This window comes from Flavobacterium ginsengiterrae, from assembly GCF_039539785.1.
In the GTDB taxonomy this organism is placed as follows: Bacteria; Bacteroidota; Bacteroidia; order Flavobacteriales; family Flavobacteriaceae; genus Flavobacterium; species Flavobacterium ginsengiterrae.
Genome location: NZ_BAABDU010000006.1, coordinates 88,812 through 113,692 on the forward strand (window position 1 = coordinate 88,812; position 24,881 = coordinate 113,692).

Sequence of the window (24,881 nt, forward strand, 5' to 3'; positions counted from 1 at the left end):
TTATTTGTGCTTTTACAATTTACTTTAAAATAAAAAATGTAACAATGTAACAACATTTCATAATTATATTATATTTGATAAAAAAGTAATATTTTATGAAAATTAACGAGAATTTGTATAATCAAAGGATTATTTCGATTGACGCTTTGCGCGGAATTACCATTTTTGTAATGATATTTGTAAACGAACTGGCAAGTATACAAAATGTGCCGCAATGGATGAAACACATGCCCGCAGATGCCGATGCGATGACCTTTGTCGATTTAGTTTTCCCAGCCTTTTTATTCATAGTCGGAATGTCGGTTCCATTTGCTTTTAATGCCAGATTAATAAAAGGCGACAGCCCAAAAGTAATCTGGACACATACTTTAAAACGTGCATTGGCCTTACTTATAATTGGCGTTTATATGGTTAACTCAAGTGAAGGTTTCGATTCTTCAAAAATGATAATTGCGCCTGCTGTTTGGGGATTTTTGGCTTATTTAATGCCAATTCCTATTTGGAATAAATATCCTAAAGATTTTTCAACCGGACTTAAATATGTGCTGCAATATGGCGGTATGCTGGTTTTAGTTGCACTTTATTTTTTATATGTTCAGGAAGGAACAGGCAAAACAGGATTTACACCGCAATGGTGGGGAATTCTGGGGTTAATTGGCTGGGCATATCTTATTTCGGTAATTTACTATTGGCTGGTTTCCGGCAGATTGTGGGCTATGATTTTATTTTTGATAATTTGTGTTGCTGCAAATTCGGCTAATTTAACTCAGGGTTTAGTACTTCCGGGATGGCTTAGTTTTATTGCCGGACATTTAACCCATGCTACTTTAGTAACCGCAGGAATCGTAATTTCATTATTATTTTTTGATAGAAAAATCGATAACAAAATCAACTGGCCTGTAATTGGATTTATTGTTCTGTTTTTTGCTGTTGGATTTTTCTTAAGACCGTATTACGGAATTTCAAAAATACACGGAACACCATCGTGGACTTTGCTGTCAGCAGGAATCTGTACCATACTTTTTTACTTTTTGTATTGGTTAATGGAAGTTAAAAAACAAACCAAATGGAGTGAGTTTTTTATGCCCGCAGCGGCAAATCCGTTATTGATTTATATTTTACCGGGTGTTATTTATTATTTCTGCAAAGCGATAAATCTTCATATTATTCCGGGATATTTTAGAGTAGGAGTTCCGGGAATTTTATGGGCGTTAGTGTTCTCGATTATAATGCTGTATGTTATGAAGATCTTTAATAAGTACAAAATTCAGCTGCATCTTTAAGATTAACCGCAAAGCACGCTATGATTTACGCAATCCCGATAGTTATCGGGAGCAAAGTTTTTTTAAATTAAGCTTTGCGAACTTTGTGTTTTTATAAAGTTCATTATTAAATAAATTAGCGTGCTTTGCGGTTAAACTATTACAAAACAGAAAACTTAAAAAGTAACAGATTTTATCTCTAAAACCGTTCCCGAAACCGGATTGTAATTCACAAAATTGAATTTGCAGAGATTGTGAATATCTAAAGTTTTTCCGTTTGGATTTCCGTCCTGTTTAAAATCTGTCCACGGAATTTTTATTGTTGTAAATTTTTCAGAAGATACAGGCAGATCAACTCTTGGGTGAGAACCTCCGTGTATGCATCCCGTTCCTTCCGGATTTCCTTCCCGAGCCTGTAGTTTTATTAAGTGAGAAGATTTGTAAGTAATGCTGAGGTATTTTGAATGAGACAAATTTGTAGGCATTCCATCATTTGAACCAGACTCTGTTAGCATTACATTTAGTTCAATTTCTCCCGTTGGATTATCTTTTGCAGTAACTTTAATCATACCTTTTTCTTTTCGGATTCTATTAATAGTTTCCTGATTTTCTAATGTCGGACCGGCAATATGCCAGGTTGAGCTTTTTACAAGATCAATGTTTTTGTCGTGAAATTCTTCTGCGGAAGCAAAAGCCAATAATATTGAGATAACAAGGAAGAAACCAAATAAAACCAAAATTTTGTTTTTCATCGAAAAAGGAGTTTTTATTTCAATCAAAAATAGAATTTTCTTTTTTATTATTTTAAAAAGACTTCTATTCTGAATAAAATTTTAAATTTGTAAGATATTGTTTTTGAAAAACTTACGCTATGAAAAATGCAAAACTTCTATTGGGTTTATTTTTCTTTTTTCAAATGCATTACGGCTATTGTCAAAACGATTCTGTTTCAAAAAATAAAAAAGATATTCTGGATGTTTTATACAGGGTTTTTCATAAAAACGATTCTCTGCGAAAAAATCAGGATAAAAAAATAGCATTTTCATTACTTCCCGTTCCTATAGATGCAGATAAAAATACTGGATTGGTGGTTTCCTTTTTAACTACCTTTTATTTAGGAGACAGCAATACTACTAAAATGTCTCAGGTTTCTTTTTCTCCTTATTTTAGTTTTACCAAACAATACGTTTTTCCTGTTCAAAGCTATATTTATACAAAAGACAATGATTGGAATTTTATAGGAGATTATCGGTATATGATTTATCCGCAAGATACGTATGGATTGGGCGGGCATAATACAGATAAAAAAATGTCTACTCTCGATTATCAGCAATGGCGCTTTTATCAGTTTGCGACCAGAAGAGTAATTGGTAATTTTCGTCTTGGGCTGGGATTTTTATTCGATAATTATCAAAACATATCTGAAGACTCTTATATTGATGAACAAACCGATTATGTGAAATATATGAATGGTGATTTTTCAGATGAAACTTCTTTTGGAATTGCTATTCAGGGACTTTACGATTCCAGAGAAAACAATGTAAATCCCGAACAAGGTTTATATGTAGAAGCTGATTACCGAATTAATACCAGCGGTGTGGAGGGTAAAAAATGGAAATCTATTTATTTTGATGCCCGAAAATACCATTCGTTTAGTAAATATAAACACAGAGTTTTGGCTTACAGAGCTTTTTATTGGTCGACTTTTGGCGGAAAACCGCATTATCTTGATCTGCCAAGTATAGGCTGGGACCGCGACGGAAGAACCGGACGAGGTTTTACCCGCAACAGATTTCGAAGCAACGCCTTGATTTATTTTGAAACCGAATACAGAACCGACATTTCTAAAAACGGATTTTGGGGCGCCGTATTTTTTACGAATATTTCATCGGTTTCTAATTTAGAGACATATCAATTTAAAAAGTGGAATCCGGCTGTTGGAACCGGACTTCGTATAAAATGGAACAAGAAAAACAACAGTAATTTAATTCTCGATTACGGAATTAGTAAAAACGACTGGTCGCTTCGTTTAGGTTTAGCCGAAAATTTCTAACTTTCCCCCAAATCAAATTTTAAATTTTTCAATGCAGTTATCGGTTATTATTCTTAATTATAATGTGCGTTACTTTCTGGAACAATGCGTTTTAAGTGTTCAGGAAGCAATTGCAGATCTTGATGCCGAAATTATTGTAGTCGATAATAATTCGTCTGACGACAGCTGTTTTATGATGAAAACCCGATTTCCGGAAGTAAAACTCATTGAAAACACAGAAAATTTTGGTTTTCCAAAAGGAAATAATATTGGAGTTGAACAAGCATCAGGAAAATATATCTGTATTCTAAATCCCGATACCGTTGTAGCCGAAGATACTTTTACTAAAATTTTGGCTTTCGCCGAAGAAAAACAAAATCTGGGAATTATTGGTTGTAAATTAATTGACGGAACAGGGGATTTTCTGCCAGAAAGTAAACGCGGTATTCCAACGCCTTGGGTTGCTTTTACCAAAATTTTCGGATTGTATAAATTGTTTCCAAAATCAAAACTTTTTAACCGCTATTATGCACAGCATTTAAACGAAAACCAAACCGGCAAAGTCGATATTCTGGTAGGTGCTTTTATGTTTCTGGAAAAAGATTTGTACCAAAAATTAAATGGTTTCGATGAAGAATGTTTTATGTATGCAGATGATATTGATTTATCGTATCGCGCACTTCTGTTGAAAAAAGATAATTTTTACTTTCATGAAACCACCGTTTTACATTATAAAGGAGAAAGTACAATTAAAGATGAATTATATATGAAGCGCTTTCAGGAAGCCATGAATTTCTTCTATCAAAAACATTTTAAAAAGTCCTGGTTCTTTAGTTTTTTTATTCAAACCGGTTCTTTGGTTTTTTCATTTGTAAAAATGTTTCAGGGAAAACCAAAAGAAAATCCATTGCCGGAAAGTTATATTTTGTACTCTAAAAATGCGAATTTGTTTGAAAAACTGGCTTCGATTTTAGAAAATAAAGTTAGTTTTTTAGATTTCAAAGAGGAAAAAATGGTAAATTCGTGCCTGATTTTAAAGGGTAAAAAGACAGAGATCATTTTGGATAATCACTATGTTTCATTCAAAAAATGTATCAAAATCATAGAAACTCTTAAAGATAAGAACATTACTTTTAAGATTTTCCCTAAAAGAGCAGGTTACATTATTGGAAGTAATTCCAGAAATGGCCGGGGGCAAATCAGAAAAATTAAGTAAAAATTATATTAAGTGTAATTTATATTTAAAAATTTCAGTAATTTCGCAATCAGAAAATCAAAATCACCCTTTAGAATAACAATATGGCAAGATTTGAATTAAAGCTTCCTAAAATGGGAGAGAGCGTCGCTGAAGCAACCATTACCAACTGGTTGAAAGAAGTGGGAGACAAAATTGAAGCTGATGAAGCTGTACTGGAAATTGCAACTGATAAAGTTGACAGCGAAGTACCAAGTGAAGTATCAGGAATTTTAGTTGAACAATTATTTGGCAAAGATGATTTAGTTCAGGTAGGGCAGACTATTGCAATTATCGAAACAGAAGGCGGTGATGCACCTGCTGCAACTCCATCTGCAGAAGTTGCTGCGCCGGCAGAAGCAGTAGAGATTGAAAAAACAATCGAAGCAGTAAAAGAATCTGCTGCGACTCCGCAGGATTTTTCAGGATCTGAAAAATTCTTTTCACCTTTAGTAAAAAATATTGCAAAAGAAGAAGGTGTTTCTGTTGCTGAATTAGATAATATTCAAGGTTCAGGTAAAGACGGACGTGTTACAAAAGACGATATCTTAAAATATATTGAAGACCGCAAATCTGGCGCTGTACAAGCTCCGAAAGAGGTTGAAGAAGCTCCAAAGCCTGTTGTTGAAACTCCAAAAGCAGTGCAGACTCCAGAACCTGTGGTTCAAAAAAGCCAGCAGGCAGTTCCGGTTTCTGTAAATGGAGGCGACGAAATCATCGAAATGGACAGAATGCGTAAACTGATTTCAGGTTACATGACGGCTTCTGTGCAGACTTCTGCTCACGTTCAGTCGTTTATAGAAGTTGATGTAACGAATATTGTAAAATGGAGAGATAAAGTTAAAACGGCTTTCGAAAAAAGAGAAGGCGAGAAGCTTACTTTTACTCCAATTATGATGGAAGCAGTAGCAAAAGCTTTAAAAGATTTCCCTGGAATGAATATTTCTGTAGATGGTGATTATATCATCAAAAAGAAAAACATCAATTTAGGAATGGCGGCAGCGCTGCCAAACGGAAATTTAATTGTTCCTGTAATTAAAAATGCAGATCAATTAAACCTTGTTGGAATGGCAAAAGCGGTTAACGATTTAGGAAACCGTGCAAAAGCCGGAAAACTAAAACCAGACGATACTCAGGGCGGAACTTATACCGTTACGAACGTAGGAACTTTTGGAAGTGTTTTTGGAACGCCGATTATTAATCAGCCGCAAGTTGGAATTTTAGCTCTTGGAGCAATTCGTAAAGTACCGGCAGTTATTGAAACTCCAGAAGGTGATTTCATTGGAATCCGTCAAAAAATGTTCTTATCGCACTCTTACGATCACAGAGTTGTTGATGGTGCATTAGGAGGAAGTTTTGTGAAAAGAGTAGCAGAATATTTAGAAGCTTTTGATATAGACAGAGACTTTTAATAGAATCTAAATAATAAATTGAGACCCGAAAAAATGAAATCGTTTTTTCGGGTTTTTCTTTTTCTAATAAAAACCGTTTGATATTTTATTTGAATGTTTTTTTAAGGTTAAAATTTTAAAAATACCCTTATTTTGGACAAAAAAATAGAATTTGGGGCGGAAAATTCGCCTTTTAAAATTACATTTGTATTTCTTATAAAAATTAAAAATGGAATTAAAACTTAACAAACCAATCTGCTTTTTTGATCTTGAAACAACTGGAATTGATATTGGTAAAGATAGAATAGTAGAAATTTCGATATTTAAAGTTTTTCCAAACGGAAATAAAGAAAGTAAAACCTGGCTGGTTAATCCAACAATTCCAATTCCTCCGCAAACTACAGCAGTTCATGGTATCACTGATGAAAAAGTGGCAAATGAGCCTACTTTTGCAGAACTGGCGCATCAGGTTCATAATATGATAAAAGATAGTGATTTGGGAGGTTTTAATTCAGATCGTTTTGATATTCCTTTGCTGGCAGAAGAACTGCTTCGCGCCGGAGTTGATTTTGATATGAAAAACAAAGTTTCGGTAGATGTGCAGACTATTTTTCATAAAATGGAAGAACGTACCTTAAGTGCGGCTTTGAAATTTTACTGCGGAAAAAGCTTAGATAATGCGCACTCTGCAGAAGCAGATACAATGGCGACTTATGAAATTCTAAAAGCCCAGTTAGATCGCTATCCTGAACTGGAAAACGATATGAAATCATTGTCTGAATTTACAACTCGTAAAAAGATTGCTGATTTTGCCGGAATGATCGCTTTTGATAAAGATGATGAAGAAATTTTTACTTTTGGAAAACACAAAGGAGCAAAAGTTTTAAAAGTTCTGGAAACAGAGCCGGGGTATTTCAGCTGGATTCAAAATGCTGATTTTCCATTGTATACCAAAAAAGTTTTGACAGGAATTAAATTAAGAAAATTAAATACGAAGTAAGTATTCAGTGTTCAGTTTTTAGTGTTCAGTTTTTGAATGCTAAGTTTTGCTGAACACTAAAAGCTGAGAACTGAACACTAAAAAAGAATGAAGATTATCTGTATCGGTAGAAATTATACCAATCATATCGAAGAGTTAAAAAACGAGCGTCCAGATGAGCCGGTTGTTTTTATGAAACCGGATTCGGCAGTTTTGTTGAAGCAGCATCCGTTTGTAATTCCGGAATTTTCTGAAGAAGTTCATCACGAATTAGAAATAATTGTGAAAATTAACAAGGTTGGAAAATATATTGAACCTAAATTCGCTCATAAATATTACGATGATATAAGTGTAGGTATCGATTTTACTGCCAGAGATTTACAGGATAAATTAAAAGCAAAAGGACTTCCTTGGGAAAAAGCAAAAGCTTTTGACGGTTCTGCAGTTATCGGAGATTTTTTACCAAAAAGTGATTTTCTTTCGTTAGAAAACCTTACGTTTGAGCTCAAAAATAATTCAGAAACAGTTCAAAAAGGAAATACAAGTTTGATGCTTTGGAAAATTGATGAGCTGATTTCATACGTATCGCAGTTTTTTACCCTGAAAATTGGAGATATTATTTTTACAGGAACGCCTGCGGGTGTTGCGCCGGTTAAACCAAATGATGTTTTGGAAGGCTTTTTAGAAGATAAAAAATTATTCAGAATACAAGTAAAATAATGGCTTTAAAGTATAATCTTTCGAAAGTGTATGCGCTTTCAGACAATGACCCCGAATTCGTAAATGAAATTCTTAAACTTTTTGTTACAGAAGTTCCTGAAGATTTAAAAGAAATCAAAGAAGGAATCAAGAAAAAGGATCATAAATATGCTTATTCATATGCACATAAAATCAAACCTACATTAGATTTAATGGGTTTGAATGTGGCATTTGAAGAAATTCTTCAGGTTGAAGCATGGACAAAAGCAGAAGGAAAGAAAAAAGATATTATCGAGACTTTTAAAAGTATAAAAGTACAGGTTAAAGAAGCGATTAAAGAAATTAAGAAGGACTTTGATCTATAAAATAAAAGCAATCCTGCTTTAATTCAAAGCGGGTTGTTTTATGTTTTTTATTTAATCTTATTTTTAAGGTATTTTACTTCATTACAACAAAAGGTTTTTCTTTTGTTTTCTGCCTCAAATCATTTCCCTGCCCTACTTCATAATACACTTATAGATTTATAAGTAAAATTTTTTACAATATGAAAGCAACAATAGTTACCATTGGAGATGAAATTTTAATTGGTCAAATCGTAGACACAAATTCAAATTTTATAGCTAAAGAGCTGGATAGAATTGGCGTCGAAACTTATGAAATGATTTCAATAAGTGATGACAAACAGCATATTTTAAATACTTTTTCGAAATTACAAAACAAAGTTGATGTTGTAATTGTTACAGGAGGTTTAGGCCCGACAAAAGACGATGTTACAAAGAAAACTTTTTGTGAATATTTTGATGATGAACTGGTTGTAAATCCTGAAGTTCTGGCGCATGTAACAGAACTGATAGAAGGATTTTACAAAAGACCTATTTCGCAGTTAAATAAAGATCAGGCGCTTGTTCCTTCAAAATGTACTGTTCTTCCCAATAAAATGGGAACAGCTCCGGGTATGTGGATGAAAAAAGAAAATACCGTTTTTGTTTCGCTTCCGGGAGTTCCGTATGAAATGAAATATTTGGTAGAAAACGAGATAATTCCAAAAATTGTAAAAGAATATAAGCGTCCTTATATTATTCATAAAACTATTTTAACCTACGGACAAGGCGAAAGTTTAGTCGCAGAACGTATTGAAAACTGGGAAAATAATCTTCCTGAATTTATCAAACTTGCTTATCTGCCAAATCCCGGACGCGTACGTCTGCGTATGACAGCCCGCGGAACAGATAAAGAAGTTCTGGAAAAAGCAATTGAAGAAAACGTTCAGTCCCTTGATGCTATAATTCATGATATTATAGTAGGTTATGAAGAAAATGAAACCATCGAAACGGTAGTTGGGAAATTGCTTGCTAAACAAAATAAAACGGTTTCAACCGCAGAAAGCTGTACAGGAGGAAAAGTAGCATCACTTTTAGCATCTGTTCAGGGAGCTTCGGCTTATTTTAAAGGAAGTGTGGTTTCGTATGCAACAGAAGCAAAAGTTAATGTTTTAGGTGTGCCGCAGGATTTAGTAGATCAATTTACAGTTGTTAGTGCCGAGGTTGCGAAAGCTATGGCTTTGAATGTGAAAGATTTACTAAAAACCGACTATGCTATAGCAACTACAGGCAATGCGGGTCCGTCGAAAGGAGATTCAGATGCCGAAATTGGAACTGTTTTTATCGCTTTGGCAACACCAAACGGAGTAATTGCAGAAGAATTTAACTTTGGTCAGCCTCGTGAAAAAGTGATTGATAGAGCGACTATTAAGAGTTTAGAGATATTGCAAAAAGAAATTTTAAAAATTGTGCAATAATTTTTTGCTACAATGGTTTATTTTTCTTTTCTTTGCACCCTGATTTTGAATAACGATAAAAGATAAGTATAATGTCAAGAGTTTGTGACCTTACAGGTAAAAGAGCGATGGTAGGAAATAACGTTTCTCACGCTATGAACAAAACTAAGAGAAAGTTTTCTGTAAACTTAGTTAAAAAGCGTTTTTATCTTCCAGAAGAAGATAGATGGATTACTCTTAGAGTAGCAGCATCTACGATAAAAACAATTAATAAAAATGGAATCACTGCCGTTTTGAAAAAAGCGCAGTCAGAAGGATTTATCAAATAATCTTTTCCTAAATAAATATATAGCAAGATGGCAAAGAAAGGTAATAGAATCCAAGTAATTTTAGAATGTACTGAGCACAAAACTTCTGGTGTTCCGGGAACTTCTAGATATATTACAACTAAGAACAAAAAAAATACTCCAGATAGATTAGAGATTAAAAAATTTAATCCAATCTTAAAAAGAGTAACTGTTCACAAAGAAATTAAGTAATAATTAGAGATTTTGATAAAATCTCAAATGGTTTTTCATTTGAAGATTTATTGAATTCCAAAACATTTGAATCATGGCAAAGAAAACCGTAGCATCGTTACAAACATCTTCTAAGAGATTATCAAAAGCCATCAAAATGGTAAAATCTCCAAAAACTGGTGCATATATATTCGTTGAATCTATTATGGCTCCTGAATTAGTTGATGAATTCTTGAAAAAGAAATAATTACAAAATACAATATATAGAAAAGCTGCTTTCTTTCGGAAGTAGCTTTTTTATTTTTATATTTGTTTAAAATTTTGTAGAAACACCACAAATTGTGTTTTTTTTAAACATTTGTTCCCGCCATACTCTTTATCTTTACCTGTCTAAAGAAGCCAGGCAAAGGATATCGATCCTGTCGGGGTTAAATTAAACACAAAAGGCATTCTATAAACATCAGGATTGATTCTAAACCTTAAAAAGAAACAATCTAAAACTAACAATAAATAAAAAATGAGTTTTTTTAAAAAATTATTCTCTACCGAAAAAAAAGAGACTTTAGATAAAGGTCTTGAAAAAACAAAAACTACTTTTTTCTCTAAGTTAAGCAAAGCCGTTGCTGGAAAATCTAAAGTCGATGATGATGTTTTAGATAATCTTGAAGAAGTTTTGGTAGGTTCAGATGTTGGAGTAAACACAACATTGAAAATCATCGAAAGAATCGAAAAACGCGTTGCAGAAGATAAATATTTAGGAACAGAAGAACTAAACCAGATTCTTCGTGATGAAATTGGCGGTTTATTATCTGAAACTAATACCGGAGAAGCAACAGAATTTGAAATTCCAAAGGATAAAAAGCCTTATGTTTTAATGGTTGTAGGTGTAAACGGAGTTGGAAAAACGACTACAATTGGTAAATTAGCTTATCAGTTTAAAAAAGCAGGACACAAAGTAGTTTTAGGTGCTGCAGATACTTTCCGTGCTGCTGCTATCGATCAGCTGCAAGTTTGGGCAGATCGAGTAGATGTGCCAATCGTAAGACAAAATATGGGAAGCGATCCGGCTTCTGTAGCTTTTGATACGCTGCAGTCTGCTGTGGCTCAAAATGCTGATGTTGTTATTATTGATACTGCTGGTCGTTTACATAACAAAATCAATTTGATGAACGAACTTTCTAAAGTAAAACGTGTTATGCAGAAAGTGGTTGCAGATGCGCCTCATGATGTACTTTTAGTTTTAGATGGCTCTACAGGTCAAAATGCTTTTGAACAGGCAAAACAATTTACTGCAGCGACAGAAGTAACTTCATTAGCTGTTACCAAACTTGACGGAACTGCAAAAGGCGGTGTTGTAATTGGTATTTCTGATCAGTTTCAAATTCCTGTAAAATATATTGGTGTAGGCGAAGGGATTGAAGATTTGCAAGTCTTTAATAAATATGAATTCGTAGACAGTTTCTTTAAATAATTAATAATGAGTTTTTCTTCTTTTAAAAATATTACACCGCTTACGTTTTATTTTGCAAGCGTTGTATGCTTTGTTTTAGCAAATGTTAGCAGAGATAAAAGTCTTTCTTTTTACTATATTTTATTAGTTCTGGGATTAGGTTTTTTCTTTATGGGAATCTTAAAAAGATTACGTACTAAGCGATAAAATATCGTTTTCAAAAAAAGAAGCCGGGATTTTAAATTTAAAATCCCGGCTTTATATTTTTAATTAATCTTTATTGATACAAAGTGCTGATTTTCTCCCATAAAACTTTATCAAAATCAGATAATGCGAGATTAACATTGTCAGCAGCATCTCCCATTCTAATTACAACCATGTTTTTGCTTGGAATAACGTATATTTTCTGATCATTTTTTCCTAGAGCCATAAACATATCTGTTGGCCCAGTAGGAATAATACTTCCTTGAAATGTAAGCTGCGATTGTGGTAAATGATAACTTGCTTTTCCGTTAAGCCACCATAAATAACCGTATCCTAAATTAATGTTTTGAGAAGTAGTTGTTGCTTCGTTAAAATAAGCTTCATTAAGAATTACATTATTATCCCATTTTCCTTTATTCAGCATTAATAATCCAAAACGTGCCATGCTTCTTGTAGTGCTGGTATAAACGCTGTTTACGCCAAGTTGTACCCAAGTTCCGTTCATGCCGATTTTGTCTCTTAATTTGTTGTTGAAATAGTTTTCCCAGCTTTGACTGCTTGCTTTTGCAACAACGTCTTGTAGCTTTACATACACATTATGATACGCCCATCTGGTTCCGGCGTCGGCTTTGTATTTTAAACTGGCAGGATCAACATCGTCGGTAGTGTCGTCAAGTCCGGATGTCATGGATAGTAAATGCTTGCAGGTAATTAGGTTTTCCTGCGCGAGAGTTTCGCTGGTCCAGCCTGTTCCTAAATACTGGGAAACTTTGTTGTTTATGTTTAGTAAGCTTTCTTGCTGTGCAATTCCCGTAACTGTTGAAGTTAATGTTTTTCCGGCACTTGCCCAATACCAGTTTGTTGAAGCGGTGTGACCGTTAAAATAGTTTTCCATTACAATTTTGCCGTTAACTAAAATCATAAAAGATTTGGAATTTTTAAGCTCCAGATAATCTAAAAGCGGCTGAACGGCACTTTGATTCCATTTTAAATCTGCTATTGATTTTGTTTCCCAGACTGGACCGGTTAAGGGCGGAAAATACATGCTTTCTTGTGCAGGAGGCAGATCTGGTTGTGGATTGTCTTTACTGCAGCTTATTACAAATAAAGCTGTCAGAATTACAGAAATTGTTTTGGTCATGGTTTTTAGTTTTTTGGTTTGGGGTTTGATCAAAAATATATAAAATAGTTTAACGGGTTTTATGATTTTTTTGTTTCTTTTAAATGATATAAAGTTACCTTTGTAATTCACTAAATTTTCTTTTGAAAACGGAATCTAGCCCTGATGGGAGCGGCATCCTTTTTCTGGCTTCTTTAGACAGAAAAAGATACAGCGGACAGCAGGAATAAGCTCCTTATTAATGTTATAATTATTATGAAAAACACTTTTATGATTTTGGTTTTATCGCTTTTGTTTGTAAGCTGTAAACAGGAAATAAAACCAGCAGATATTGCGAAACTAAATGGTTACTGGGAAATAGAAAAGGTGGTTTTTGATAAAGGTGAAGACAAGGTTTATGGTATGAACGAAAACTTTGATTATTTTCAGATTAAAGGAACTAAAGGCACCCGAACAAAAGTAATGGCACAGCTTGACGGGACTTTTTTGACAACTGATACTTTTGAAAATGTATCGGTGAGATTTACGGATAAAGGAACTTTTTTAGATTATAAAACGGATTATGCAAAATGGAGCGAGGAATTAATTTCTATTTCAGACGATCAGTTTGTGGTAAAAAATGACCAGAATAAAGAATATCATTATAAAAAAGCAGGACCAATAAATTTGTTGAAAGATGGCGAAAAGACTAAATAACGAAAGTACAATAAGTGCTGTTTTACAGCAGATTATTCAGGTAAATAAGTTACAACCCGGAATGGATCAAATTGACGTGCGCGATGCATGGAAGCAATTAATGGGAAGCGGTGTAAATACTTATACACGAAATGTTGTTTTAAAAGGAAGCACGCTGTATGTTGAATTGGGTTCTGCAGTTTTGAGAGAAGAATTAAGCCACGGAAAATCAAAAATTGTAAAAATGATTAATGAAGAATTGGGGCGTGATGTGGTGAAAGATGTGATTTTGAGATAAGCTTCTAAGGGGCAGAGTTTCTAAGATTCTAAGTTTATATAAAAATAAAAACCACTTCAAAAGAAGTGGTTTTTTTATGCTTTACTGTCACTGAAAACTGTGACTGAAAACTAATATTAGAATTGCTCTCTTCCTGCGAAATGGAATGCAGATTCGATAGCTGCGTTTTCGTCGCTGTCAGATCCGTGAACTGCATTTTCTCCAATAGAAGTTGCGTATGCTTTACGAATAGTTCCTTCAGCAGCTTCAGCTGGATTTGTAGCTCCAATTAAAGTTCTGAAATCTTCTACTGCGTTGTCTTTTTCTAAAATTGCAGCAACAATTGGTCCGCGTGACATAAATTCAACTAATTCTCCGTAGAAAGGTCTTTCTGCGTGAACTGCGTAAAATGCTTTTGCATCAGCTACAGTTAATTGAGTTAATTTTAATGAAACGATTTTGAAACCACCATTTGTGATCATTGCTAAGATATTCCCGATGTGTCCGTTTGCAACAGCATCTGGTTTAATCATTGTAAAAGTTCTATTTGTTGCCATTTCTTATTTTATTAAATTTTGTGCAAAAGTAGACTTTTTTTATGAATTGATTTTAATAAATTCATAATTAAAACACTGTAGAATGATGTTTTGGGTAAGAAAGTGATTTTTGGACCAAATTGTGACACATAGAAATGCATCTTTACAATATTGGCTTAAAAATTATACTTTAAAAATTAATTTATTTCTGTAGAATATCCATAAAATAAATGTCCAGATGCACACATAAACCAATGCTCCGGCAAGTGAAGCCGTCATTGGATTACTAAAAAACGGTGCGATCCAGAATCCATATAAATAATTCAATAAATTAATTTTTTCTGATGGATTATGAGGATTTTGAAATTCGATCATTACCAAAGCCTGAGGAATAATCTGCGAGGTAAAAAAAACAATCATTGGGTTTACGCCCCAAATTAAAAATGGTTTAAATCCTTTTTTATAATCGGCTATATCAATTACATAATATAAAATTGTTAGAAATACGGTAGCTAATCCTGTGGTGTATAACACATAACTGCTTGTCCAGAGTGATTTATTGATAGGAAAAACAAGATCCCAAATTAATCCAAAAAAGATTAAAATTGTGCCAATAATTCCCATTTTCTGTGCTTTTTGAATTTTAATTGTATCGGCTAATAAAAGCTGACCAATTAATAAACCTATAATTCCGTTTACGATTGAAGGAATTGTGCTTAAAATTCCTTCCGGATCCCATGTTACGGTGCCTCGATACATATGTCCTTTTAATAAAACACTGTCAACCCAGGCAGAAAGATTTGTGCCTTTATCCAGATTTGCTTCTCCAATTCCGGGAACGGGAATTAAAGTCATTACAGCCCAGTATCCTAATAATAAAACTGCTCCGGTTATGATTTGGGTTTTCTGTGATGTTTTTAAATATAAAAGAGAAACTACGAAATAAACAATAGCAATTCGTTGTAAAACTCCCGGAAGCCTTACATCGCTGTAAGCTTCTATACCACTGTAAGCCAGAAACAAGTATATAAACAGAATCGAGAATGCAAATATGTTTTTGACTTTTGAACTAAAACTGCCCATTAAAGCGTAACCAACTGCAATAGTTATAGCTAAACGTCCAATTAAAAGCGGAATGCCTTCAAGTCCAAATAACTGGATTTTTCCAAAAAAGTTGAAGAAAATCCCAAGGCAAAACATTCGTAAGGAACGAATCAGGATTTTGTTAAAAGTAGTGTCGTCATAAAATTTGTCAGGCATTGCCAGCGGAACGGCAACTCCCATTATAAAGACAAAAAAAGGAAAAACTAAATCAGTTGGTGTGCATCCGTTCCAGTCTGCGTGGAGCAGCGGCGGATAAACATTGCCCCAGTCTCCGGGATTGTTGACAATTGTCATTAATAAAATTGTGAGTCCACGAAAGACGTCTAGCGAAATTAAGCGTTCTTTTACCATTGGTTTTGGGTAAATGGGTTAGTTAATAATTTTAATAATCGCTATTTGGTTTATGTGAGCAATAATCCAGAGAAGAGAGGTGGTTATTTGTTTCTCGTTAATTATTACTTTATTTTTTGCCTCGAATTACCTGAATTTACACAAATTTCACAGTGTAAAAAACAAATAAGAATTTGTAAAAATTCGTGTAATTCGCGGCTATTTTTTTATATCGTTATAATGTTAAAATTCATTTCTAATGGTTTTAGTTTCTGCATTAAAAGCGGTACTAATTGCTCGCCTTTTTCCAAATAAAACTCAGAAAAATTGCTTTGACGCTCTTGTAAACTATTGTTAGGGAACAATTCGCATTGTAAATCTACAACACGCTGTAACTCGTTGCTTAGTTTTCTTTTTTGTGCTTTTAATAAACGTTTTTCTAAATTTTCTAAACCTTTAACCTGCTTAACTTCCTGAGCTTTTACAGCTCCGGAAAATGATTTATCTGTTTGGTCTGCTAATTCGTAAAGATATTTAAATTGGGTTTTTAAAGTCTCTTTTTGAGCAGATAAATCAATAGGGAAAGCCGAAATTTTATGTGTAATCGTATTTACAAGATTTTCCTGTTTTGTAAATAAATCTTTCCAGCTTAAGTTTAGATTGTCTGCTTTTTTAGCTTGTTTTTCGGTTGCTAAAAGAACAGAATTACGAACTAAAAGCATTGGAAAAGTAATTTTTACGGCATCAAAAAATGACTTTAATTCCAGCCAGTAAGCAATTTCTCCGCCTCCGCCAATGTAGCATAAGTTTGGAAGGATTATTTCCTGATAAAGCGGACGCATAATTACATTTGGACTGAATTTTTCAGGATTGCTGTTTAATAACTGCAGTATTTCTTCTTTAGAAAATGAAATCTTGGTATTGTTTACAAAGTATTTATCATTTTCAAAAATGATTCTTTCACGCAGATTATCTTCGATATAAAACAAATTAATCTCGCGAGGATTTACCTGAACAGTATATTCTTTTAAATCTTCGATTGTTTTTTGAACAGTGTGAAATGAAGTCTGTTTCTCTAATTCTTCTTTTACATACGGAATAAATGCCTGTTTTAAATTCGAATCATCGGCATCAATAATCACTAAACCGTAATTAGCAAATAAACCATTTGCAAGAAAACGAGTAGCATCGGCCAGATTATCATGTTTTAAATAAGCATCTTCAAAAAGTTTTTTCAAGGTATTGGCATTCGTACTTGAACCTAATTCTAAAGAATAAATTTCAAAGAATTCAGCAAGACCTTCAGTTGAAAGTCTTCCTACAGGGCCGTTACTTTCTTTGTTCCATCTGAATTTTTTTCCTTTAAAATTAAAATAATTTATTTCTTCGAAATCATGATCTTCAGTAGCCATCCAATATACAGGCACGAAATTGTGCGTTGGATATTTCGTTTTTAACTCTTTGGTTAAATTAATTGTCGAAATGATTTTATATAAGAAATACAACGGTCCGCTGAATAAATTAAGCTGATGTCCGGTTGTAATTGTAAAAGTATTTTCGTGTGCTAAAAGCTCAATATTTTGTTTTGTAGAATCCGAAATTTCGATGTTTTGATACTGCTTTCTTAAAGTTTCAACCAGCGCAATTCTGTTTTTATTATCAAAATTTGCGGCTTTTTCTTCAATCTGCTTTTCGAAGTTTTCTAAAGTAGGAAAATGGCTGTACAGCGGTTTTAATTCTGATTTCTGATCTAAATAATCTTGTATCAATTTAGAGAAATATCCTGAAGTTTGGTAGCTGATACAGTCGGTAGGCATAATTTTAAATTTATTTTTGACAGCTGTAAATTTAATGAAAATATACAGTTAAAAACCGTTTTAACGAATGCTTAAGATTTGTTTTTTATTTCTTGCTGTAAAGTTCCTCTAATCAGTTTTTTAGTTTTGAATGAATTGTTGTTTTAAGAAATGTAAAATATATGAAATTTGTTAAAATTGCAAAGATGTTTTAAAACTAATGATTCGAAATCTGAATTATTAATAATGAAACTATATTTTTGTAATCAAAAAAAAGATATATCTATTTTACATGGAAACGAACCCGAAAAAAAAGAACTCTTTAAAACATGTTCTTTTTGGAAGCCTTATTGGCACCACAATTGAATTTTTTGACTTCTATATTTATGCCAATGCAGCTGTATTGGTTTTTCCTCAATTATTTTTTCCGAGTTCAGATTCGACAATGGCAACTCTGGAATCGCTGGCAACTTTTTCAATTGCCTTTTTATCGCGTCCGTTAGGTTCTGCTTTTTTTGGACATTACGGAGATAAAATCGGTCGTAAATTTACTCTTGTAGCCGCTTTGCTTACTATGGGAATTTCGACTGTAACTATAGGTTTTCTGCCAAGTTACGCCAGTATTGGTGTTGCTGCGCCTTTATTATTAATGCTCTGCCGATTTGGACAAGGTGTTGGTTTAGGAGGAGAATGGGGAGGAGCCGTTTTGCTGGCTATTGAAAATGCACCGCCGCATAAACGTGCCTGGTACGGAATGTTCCCGCAATTAGGAGCGCCAATTGGATTGTTACTTTCGGGAGGAACTTTTCTTTTGTTAACTGATTCTATGAGCAATGAAGATTTTATGGATTACGGATGGAGAATTCCATTTATTGCCAGTGCTCTTTTAGTAATTGTAGGTTTTTATATTCGTACCAAAATTACCGAAACACCTTCATTTGAAAATGCTAAAAAACATGAAGAAGAGGTAAAAGTTCCTTTTTTAGAACTTGTAAAATCATATAAAAACCAGCTTATTTTTGGAACATTTGCTGCCATTACAACCTTTTTGGTTTTTTACCTGATGACAGTATTTACATTAAGCTGGGCAACATCTGATTTAGGAATTGTAAAAAGAGACGGATTATTGATTCAGTTATTCTCAGTATTGTTTTTTGCTGTTTTTATTCCTGTTTCGGCTGTAGTGGCAGATAAAATAGGGCGTCGTAAAATGCTTATTTTGGCAACAGCAGCTATTGCGGTTTTTGGATTTTTCTTTTCATTCTTTTTGAGCACCGGAAATATTGCATTAGTTACCACTTTTGCTTGTATAGGAATGGCTTTAATGGGATTTACTTACGGACCTCTGGGGACTTTTTTATCAGAGTTGTTTCCAACAAATGTTCGTTATTCGGGAGCGTCATTAACCTTTAATATGGCAGGAATTCTTGGAGCTGCTTTTGCGCCAATGATTGCTATTTGGCTTGCTAAAACTTATGATGTAAGTTATGTTGGTTTTTATTTAGTTGCAGCTGCCAGTATTTCTTTAATATCATTTTTGGTAATCAGCAAAGACGAACACAAGTTTTAAAATCTTATTTATATATATCTAAAAGGAGCAATTAAAATAATTGCTCCTTTTTTTTCGCTATAGTAGTTGTACAATAATTTACTGGTATTTAAAAGACAAAGGAAGAAAATTCTTTGCGAACCTTTTATATTCTACATGTGGTCTTTGCAGAAAAAAGTTTCAATAAATCTTTTCTCTAAAAGTCCTTTATATCCTGTATTTTTGCAAAAAAATAATTCCTTTTGAAAACGAAACTATTTGTAATCACACCGCCTTTTACACAGCTTAATACGCCATATCCGGCGACAGCTTATATTAAAGGCTTTTTAAATACTAAAAATATCGAATCGGTTCAGGCTGATTTGGGTATTGATGTGATTTTGGAATTGTTTTCGAAAAAAGGATTGCAGGATTTGTTTGAGGTTTCAACTTTGGATAATGAGATTTCCGATAATTCAAAGCGTATTTTTGCTTTGCAGGATGAATACATTAAAACGATCGATTCTGTAATTCAGTTTTTGCAGGGAAAAAATCCAACTTTGGCATTACAGATTTGTCAGGAAGATTTTCTGCCCGAAGCTTCTCGTTTTGCACAACTGGAAGAGCTTGACTGGGCTTTTGGATCAATGGGAACCCAGGATAAAGCGAAGCATTTGGCGACTTTATATCTCGAAGATATTTCGGATTTTATTGTAGAATGTGTCGATGAAAATTTTGGTTTCAGCCGATATGCCGAACGTTTAGGACGAAGCGCCAATTCGTTTGATGAATTGTACGAAGCTTTACAGCAAAAACCGACTTATATCGACTCGATTTTGATTTCACTTTTAAAAGCTAAAATCGAAGCTGTAAAACCCACTTTTTTTTTAATTTCTGTTCCTTTTCCGGGTAATTTATACAGCGCGTTTCGATGTGCACAATGGGTAAAACAAAATCATCCCGAAATTAAAATTTCAATGGGAGGCGGTTTTCCTAATACAGAATTGCGTTCGCTTTCTGATAAACGTGTTTTCGAGTTTTTCGATTTTATCACTTTAGATGATGGAGAAGTGCCAATTGAAGAATTAATATTCAATTTAGAAAATCCGGATTATAATAATTACAAAAGAACTTTTCTTTTAGAAAATGGAGAAGTAGTTTATAAAAATAATTCCTTAAAACACGATTACAAACAGTCACAGGTTGGAACTCCGGATTATTCTGATCTGCCTTTGGATAAATATATTTCGGTTATTGAAATTGTAAATCCAATGCACAGAATGTGGAGCGACGGACGCTGGAATAAACTCACAATGGCTCACGGCTGTTATTGGGGAAAATGTACGTTTTGCGATATTTCATTAGATTATATTAAAGTTTACGAACCCGTTGCGGCAAGTCTGCTTTGTGATCGAATGGAAGAATTAATCGAGCAGACAGGGCAAAACGGATTCCATTTTGTAGACGAAGCAGCACCGCCGGCTTTAATGCGCGCTCTGGCTCTTGAAATTTTAAAAAGAAAACTGGCTGTAACATGGTGGACCAACATTCGATTTGAAAAAAGCTTTTCAAAAGATTTATGTCTTCTCCTAAAAGCTTCTGGCTGTATTGCCGTTTCTGGAGGTTTAGAAGTAGCTTCAGACCGATTATTAAAATTAATTGATAAAGGTGTTACAGTTGAACAAGTTGCAAAAGTAACCCGAAATTTTACCGAAGCTGGAATTATGGTTCATGCGTATTTAATGTACGGATATCCTACGCAGACAATTCAGGAAACGATTGATAGTCTTGAAATGGTTCGTCAGTTGTTTGAAGCAGGAGTTTTGCAGTCTGGGTTTTGGCATCAATTTGCTTTAACGGCACATAGTCCGGTTGGTTTATATCCGGAACAATTTGGCGTGACCAAAAAAACAGAAGCGATAGGAACTTTTGCCAATAATGATATTGAATACAGTGATTCTACAGGAATAAATCACGATAAATTTAGTTTCGGATTAAAGAAATCACTTTTTAATTTCATGCACGGAATTTGTTTTGATTATGAACTCCAGGAATGGTTTGATTTTAAAATCCCTAAAACCAAAATTCATCCGGATTTTATTTTCAATGCGCTTGAAGAACAAAATAATTTCAACACAAAACCAAATGCAAAAGTAGTCTGGCTTGGCGGAAAACCTTTTGCCGAAAGTTTTACAAAATCAAAAAAAGGCAGAAGCTGGGAAATGATGTCGCTCACTTTTCATGATAAAAAAGAAAGTTTTACGCTTCAAACCAGCAAAGAAGAAGGGGAATGGCTCACTGAAATACTGAACAAAATTTCAATTTCAAATCCTAAAAATTATACTTTTCAGGAAGTGAAAAATGATTTTGAAACTTCGCTTGAAGATTTTGAATTGTTCTGGTACTCAAAACCAGTAAATACATTGCGTGAATTTGGACTGCTTGTTTTATAAATATTCAACACTCGTTCCGTCACTTGGAATTGCGGTTTTATATAAAAGATTATTTTCTGTCAAAGCTCTTCGTAACTCGTCGCGGGTTGTAGGGCAGTGATTTAAAGCTTCGAGATGATTGGCAAAAACTTTTCCGGGAGCAAGAGCGGTAAATTTCAAAATATCATTCATACGCATCAGTAACGGCTGGCCAATATCGAGTCTAGCAGTACCGCAGGCAACGGTTGCAATATCGGGTTTTAATTCAATTAAAGCTCGCTGTACATCATCTGTAAAAATGGTGTCTGAACTTATGTAAATTGATTTTTCATTGGTAAGTTCAATATAAAACCCCATTACATTTCCCATTAATTTTGCTATAAAACCATAACCGTGAACTGCCGGAATACCTATAATTCTTCCTCCTAAAAAAGGCTGCGGTTCCCAGTAATTTAAAACCTGAATAATATTAAGTCCTCTTAAGGAAAGCGATTTTTCGTCTTTAACGCTGCAAATAACCGGAACGCTTTTTCTTCTTAAAAAAACTTCGCCCGCCTTATCAATATGATCCGGATGCAGGTGCGTAATTAAACAATGTGTTACTCTGCTCAAAATATCTCTGCTGTTTTTTGGCAGAGCTACCAGAGGATTTCTTTTGGGCTTGTATCGAAAAATGGTAAAAGGCGCAATTGTTTTTCTTTTTCCTAACATGGGATCAACCAGAATAACATGCTCTTCTGTTTCAATTACCAATGTGGCATTTCGCAAATGATGTATTTTCATATCTGGGTAAATTAGAACTTAAAAATACAAAGATTTTCGAAAATCTATTTACAGATTTTTCTTTATTTTTAACAGAATTGTTAATATTTATTCTACAGAAAAACGAAACCCAATTCCGTGCAGGTTTTCAATAGAAATACCTTTTTCTGCAGATAGTATTTTTCGAAGACGCGAAATAAAAACATCCAGACTTCTTCCCATAAAATAATCATCGGTTCCCCAAAGTGCAGTTAAAATTTGTTCTCTTTTTAAAACCAGGTTTTTATTATCTATAAAAAGCTTTAATAATTCGGCTTCGCGCTGTGTAAGGCCTACTTTTTCTTCTTCATTAAAAAGAATAAAATTTTTGGTGTCAAATTGGTATTTCCCAATTTCATAAATAGATTTTTCAATCTTATTGTTTTTCTGAGAGCGTTTTAGAAAAATTTCAATTTTAAGAATCAATTCTTCAATGCTGAAAGGTTTTACCAAATAATCATCGGCACCCAGACGAAGTCCTTTTATACGGTCTTCTTTTAAAGTTTTTGCCGAAAGAAAAATAATAGGCACATCAGTATCAATTTTTCGTACTTCTTCTGCCAGTTCAAAACCATCCATTTTTGGCATCATAATGTCAAAAATACAAATGTCAAAATCTTCATTTTTAAAAGTTTCCAGTCCGGATTTTCCGTTTGTACAGTGAATAACTTCATAATTATTCTGCTCCAGATTATCTTTGGTTAAAAATGCCAGAGTTTCATCGTCTTCGGTGTAAAGTATTTTGAAGTTTTTCATTTTTTATAAGGAATTAACAAAGTTATAGTAACTCCGTTTTCAGAATTATTTTCAGCTTTAATTTTCCAGTTCTGTAAACTGCAGATTTCTTTAACGTAATATAATCCAAGCCCAAAACCATTTACTTCATTACTCTTTTCGTTTTGAACGCGGTAAAATTTATCAAATATAAAAGATAATTTTTTAGAAGAAATACCAATTCCGTTATCAATAAATTCTAATTTCAAGGTAGAATTTTCTTCTGAAATTCTAATCGTAATTTCCGGTTTTTTATTGCAGTATTTTATTGCGTTATCTAAGAGATTGTAAACCAAATTGGCAAAATGAAAGACATCCGTTTCTAATAGATATTCTTTCGTCGCACTTTCAATTTTAATAACCGCTTCGGGACATTTTAACTGAATATTTTCAATGGCTTCTTCAATTATTGGAATAATTAAAACATTTTCTTTTTTTAATTCTAAAGGTGTATGATCTGATTTAGCAACACTTAATATTTTTTCGACATGATGATTTAGTTTGTTTCCTTGATTTACAATGATTTCAGCATAAGTGTGCAGTTTTTTATTTTCCTTAATCAGGTTTTGTTCACTTAAATATTTTGATGCAATTAAAATAGAAGAAAGCGGTGTTTTAAATTCATGCGTCATATTATTAATGAAATCCCTTTGCAGTTCAGAATATTTTTTTTGCTGCAAAAGAGTAAAAATCGAATAAACGTAAATCAATAAAATTAAGATTAAAGCAATTGAAAGAATAAACCAAAATCGCATCGAACTGAACAAATAAGTTGTTTCGTTAGGAAAACGAACAGCAAAATAATACACAAGATTCTTGTGCTTAGGGAAATGCACATTCTTTTTACATTCTGATTTCTTTTTGGATAAAGAAATATAATCGCCATAAATCATTTCGTCGCTCTGGCAATTGTACATCGCATATTCAAAATCAGTCGTAATATTCATTTTTTTGAATTCTGTCTGAAGGTAAAATTCCAGAATATCCGGTTCAAATTCATTATCGACATTTACGATATAATAATCATTGGCAATTTTTTGCACAGGATTTTGCGCGGGAAGTTCATGATTAGTTCCTTCATATAATTTTTTCGCTACTTCCAGAAGTGCGATATGTGCTTTTTGGCTCAGCTTTTTTTGTTCGATTGTAAAAGCTTCTTTTGTCCACAGCAATTGCGCGACCAGAATGCTTATAATAGCCACCAGCCCCAGAACTATAATACTATTGAGTTTATTGATTTTCAAGAAAACAGACTTTTGAGAGTGTAATATTAATCAAAAATATACTTATAAATGCCGATTAACAAGTCATTAACAAACATTTGAAACCGGTTAACAGCGGTTTCTTTTTGTCTGAATTAACTTTGTAATATCAAATTAGAACTTTAAACCATTTAATATATTTAACTATGAAAATCATTAAAATCTCCATGCTTGCTTTAGCCCTAGGGCTAATGTCTTTTTCGGCAATTGCTCCTGTAAAATCAATTGTAAACGAAAGTGAAATTGAAGTAACAACAGAATCAACTATTGTTTGGAAAGCCGAAACAATTGATGTTGGACAAATTCCGCAGGGAACTCCAAAAGCTATTGTTTACGAATTTAAAAACACAGGAAAAACAGCTGTTGTAATTACACAAGTTCAGGGTTCATGCGGTTGTACAGCAACTGATTATACAAAAGAGCCAATTCAGCCGGGTAAATCTGCAAAAGTAACAGCAACTTACAATGCAGCTAACAAAGGAGCATTTACAAAAACAGTTACTGTAACAACAAGTGCAGAAACGGCTCCAAAAATCCTTACTTTAAAAGGTACTGTTATCTAAAAAGTTTTAAATAGGTTGGTTATATCGTGAAGCTCCGGATATGTAATGTATCTGGAGCTTTTTTTATGTCTTAATTTGATGTTTTTTTATTTTTTAAGTCACTTTGTATTTATCAAAACTTTTCTACTTTTATCAAA

General features: G+C 33.4%; 25 protein-coding genes. 17 read left to right on the top strand and 8 right to left on the bottom strand.

Annotation, left to right across the window (positions count from 1 at the left end):
• The first annotated feature begins 95 nt into the window (after positions 1 to 95).
• Positions 96 to 1,283, top strand: coding sequence for a DUF5009 domain-containing protein (locus ABD859_RS16565; RefSeq protein ID WP_345145705.1), 1,188 nt, complete (start codon positions 96 to 98; stop codon positions 1,281 to 1,283).
• A 155-nt stretch (positions 1,284 to 1,438) separates the two neighbouring features.
• Here ABD859_RS16565 and ABD859_RS16570 read toward each other — a convergent pair whose 3' ends face one another.
• Complete coding sequence (locus tag ABD859_RS16570) at positions 1,439 to 2,014, bottom strand: hypothetical protein (protein ID WP_345145706.1); 576 nt, start codon at positions 2,012 to 2,014, stop codon at positions 1,439 to 1,441.
• A 119-nt stretch (positions 2,015 to 2,133) separates the two neighbouring features.
• Here ABD859_RS16570 and ABD859_RS16575 point away from each other — a divergent pair, with 119 nt between their 5' ends.
• The 11 genes from ABD859_RS16575 (at position 2,134) to ftsY (ending at position 11,363) form a co-directional block, all read left to right on the top strand.
• Positions 2,134 to 3,315, top strand: a complete 1,182-nt coding sequence (locus tag ABD859_RS16575) for a BamA/TamA family outer membrane protein (RefSeq protein ID WP_345145707.1) — start codon at positions 2,134 to 2,136, stop codon at positions 3,313 to 3,315.
• Between the two features lie 31 nt (positions 3,316 to 3,346).
• Positions 3,347 to 4,510 (top strand): glycosyltransferase family 2 protein, encoded by a 1,164-nt coding sequence (locus tag ABD859_RS16580; RefSeq protein WP_345145708.1) that lies wholly within the window; start codon positions 3,347 to 3,349, stop codon positions 4,508 to 4,510.
• Between the two features lie 83 nt (positions 4,511 to 4,593).
• On the top strand, positions 4,594 to 5,940 hold the full coding sequence (locus ABD859_RS16585; protein ID WP_345145709.1) for a dihydrolipoamide acetyltransferase family protein: 1,347 nt from the start codon (positions 4,594 to 4,596) through the stop codon (positions 5,938 to 5,940).
• 208 nt (positions 5,941 to 6,148) lie between these two features.
• On the top strand, positions 6,149 to 6,919 hold the full coding sequence (locus ABD859_RS16590) for an exonuclease domain-containing protein (protein WP_345145710.1): 771 nt from the start codon (positions 6,149 to 6,151) through the stop codon (positions 6,917 to 6,919).
• 87 nt (positions 6,920 to 7,006) lie between these two features.
• Positions 7,007 to 7,618 carry a fumarylacetoacetate hydrolase family protein gene (locus ABD859_RS16595; protein WP_345145711.1) on the top strand — a complete coding sequence of 204 codons (612 nt, stop codon included), beginning with the start codon at positions 7,007 to 7,009 and terminating at the stop codon, positions 7,616 to 7,618.
• A complete protein-coding gene (locus ABD859_RS16600; protein WP_345145712.1) occupies positions 7,618 to 7,962 on the top strand; it encodes an Hpt domain-containing protein in 345 nt (114 codons plus the stop codon). Before ABD859_RS16595 ends, ABD859_RS16600 begins: the two co-directional genes overlap by 1 nt.
• A 179-nt stretch (positions 7,963 to 8,141) precedes the next feature.
• Positions 8,142 to 9,395, top strand: a complete 1,254-nt coding sequence (locus tag ABD859_RS16605; RefSeq protein ID WP_345145713.1) for a competence/damage-inducible protein A — start codon at positions 8,142 to 8,144, stop codon at positions 9,393 to 9,395.
• 71 nt (positions 9,396 to 9,466) lie between these two features.
• Positions 9,467 to 9,703, top strand: coding sequence for a 50S ribosomal protein L28 (rpmB, locus tag ABD859_RS16610; protein WP_008468080.1), 237 nt, complete (start codon positions 9,467 to 9,469; stop codon positions 9,701 to 9,703).
• Between the two features lie 27 nt (positions 9,704 to 9,730).
• A complete protein-coding gene (rpmG, locus tag ABD859_RS16615) occupies positions 9,731 to 9,913 on the top strand; it encodes a 50S ribosomal protein L33 (protein ID WP_008253902.1) in 183 nt (60 codons plus the stop codon).
• Between the two features lie 73 nt (positions 9,914 to 9,986).
• Positions 9,987 to 10,139: a DUF4295 domain-containing protein gene (locus tag ABD859_RS16620; protein WP_012026946.1), complete on the top strand. Its 153-nt coding sequence runs from the start codon at positions 9,987 to 9,989 to the stop codon at positions 10,137 to 10,139.
• Positions 10,140 to 10,409: 270 nt separating this feature from the next.
• Positions 10,410 to 11,363, top strand: a complete 954-nt coding sequence (gene ftsY, locus ABD859_RS16625) for a signal recognition particle-docking protein FtsY (protein ID WP_345145714.1) — start codon at positions 10,410 to 10,412, stop codon at positions 11,361 to 11,363.
• Between the two features lie 256 nt (positions 11,364 to 11,619).
• Here the strand turns inward: ftsY and ABD859_RS16630 are convergent, their stop codons facing one another.
• Positions 11,620 to 12,687, bottom strand: coding sequence for a serine hydrolase domain-containing protein (locus ABD859_RS16630; protein ID WP_345145715.1), 1,068 nt, complete (start codon positions 12,685 to 12,687; stop codon positions 11,620 to 11,622).
• Positions 12,688 to 12,921: 234 nt separating this feature from the next.
• On the opposite strand from ABD859_RS16630, the gene ABD859_RS16635 reads away from it, so the two are divergent.
• Together ABD859_RS16635 and ABD859_RS16640 are read left to right on the top strand one after the other, a co-directional pair.
• Positions 12,922 to 13,362, top strand: coding sequence for a hypothetical protein (locus tag ABD859_RS16635; RefSeq protein WP_345145716.1), 441 nt, complete (start codon positions 12,922 to 12,924; stop codon positions 13,360 to 13,362).
• Positions 13,343 to 13,639, top strand: coding sequence for a DciA family protein (locus ABD859_RS16640; protein ID WP_345145717.1), 297 nt, complete (start codon positions 13,343 to 13,345; stop codon positions 13,637 to 13,639). Before ABD859_RS16635 ends, ABD859_RS16640 begins: the two co-directional genes overlap by 20 nt.
• 116 nt (positions 13,640 to 13,755) lie before the next feature.
• Here ABD859_RS16640 and ABD859_RS16645 read toward each other — a convergent pair whose 3' ends face one another.
• From ABD859_RS16645 to bshC, 3 genes are all read right to left on the bottom strand, one after another.
• Positions 13,756 to 14,175 carry a nucleoside-diphosphate kinase gene (locus ABD859_RS16645; RefSeq protein ID WP_012026941.1) on the bottom strand — a complete coding sequence of 140 codons (420 nt, stop codon included), beginning with the start codon at positions 14,173 to 14,175 and terminating at the stop codon, positions 13,756 to 13,758.
• A gap of 162 nt (positions 14,176 to 14,337) precedes the next feature.
• A complete protein-coding gene (locus ABD859_RS16650; protein ID WP_345145718.1) occupies positions 14,338 to 15,609 on the bottom strand; it encodes an acyltransferase family protein in 1,272 nt (423 codons plus the stop codon).
• A gap of 206 nt (positions 15,610 to 15,815) precedes the next feature.
• Positions 15,816 to 17,405: a bacillithiol biosynthesis cysteine-adding enzyme BshC gene (bshC, locus tag ABD859_RS16655; protein WP_345145719.1), complete on the bottom strand. Its 1,590-nt coding sequence runs from the start codon at positions 17,403 to 17,405 to the stop codon at positions 15,816 to 15,818.
• A gap of 271 nt (positions 17,406 to 17,676) precedes the next feature.
• Between bshC and ABD859_RS16660 the strand changes: the two genes are divergently transcribed.
• Together ABD859_RS16660 and ABD859_RS16665 are read left to right on the top strand one after the other, a co-directional pair.
• Positions 17,677 to 18,954: an MFS transporter gene (locus ABD859_RS16660; RefSeq protein ID WP_345145720.1), complete on the top strand. Its 1,278-nt coding sequence runs from the start codon at positions 17,677 to 17,679 to the stop codon at positions 18,952 to 18,954.
• Between the two features lie 221 nt (positions 18,955 to 19,175).
• Entirely contained in the window at positions 19,176 to 21,365 is a 2,190-nt protein-coding gene (locus ABD859_RS16665) for a B12-binding domain-containing radical SAM protein (RefSeq protein WP_345145721.1), read from the top strand.
• Here the strand turns inward: ABD859_RS16665 and ABD859_RS16670 are convergent.
• The 3 genes from ABD859_RS16670 to ABD859_RS16680 form a co-directional block, all read right to left on the bottom strand.
• Positions 21,360 to 22,127: an MBL fold metallo-hydrolase gene (locus ABD859_RS16670; RefSeq protein ID WP_345145722.1), complete on the bottom strand. Its 768-nt coding sequence runs from the start codon at positions 22,125 to 22,127 to the stop codon at positions 21,360 to 21,362. The genes ABD859_RS16665 and ABD859_RS16670 overlap by 6 nt on opposite strands.
• Positions 22,128 to 22,214: 87 nt before the next feature.
• Positions 22,215 to 22,901, bottom strand: coding sequence for a response regulator transcription factor (locus ABD859_RS16675; RefSeq protein WP_345145723.1), 687 nt, complete (start codon positions 22,899 to 22,901; stop codon positions 22,215 to 22,217).
• A complete protein-coding gene (locus ABD859_RS16680) occupies positions 22,898 to 24,163 on the bottom strand; it encodes a sensor histidine kinase (RefSeq protein WP_345145724.1) in 1,266 nt (421 codons plus the stop codon). The genes ABD859_RS16675 and ABD859_RS16680 overlap by 4 nt, the downstream gene beginning before the upstream one ends.
• A 164-nt stretch (positions 24,164 to 24,327) precedes the next feature.
• On the opposite strand from ABD859_RS16680, the gene ABD859_RS16685 reads away from it, so the two are divergent.
• A complete protein-coding gene (locus ABD859_RS16685) occupies positions 24,328 to 24,744 on the top strand; it encodes a DUF1573 domain-containing protein (RefSeq protein ID WP_345145725.1) in 417 nt (138 codons plus the stop codon).
• Positions 24,745 to 24,881: the final 137 nt, after the last annotated feature.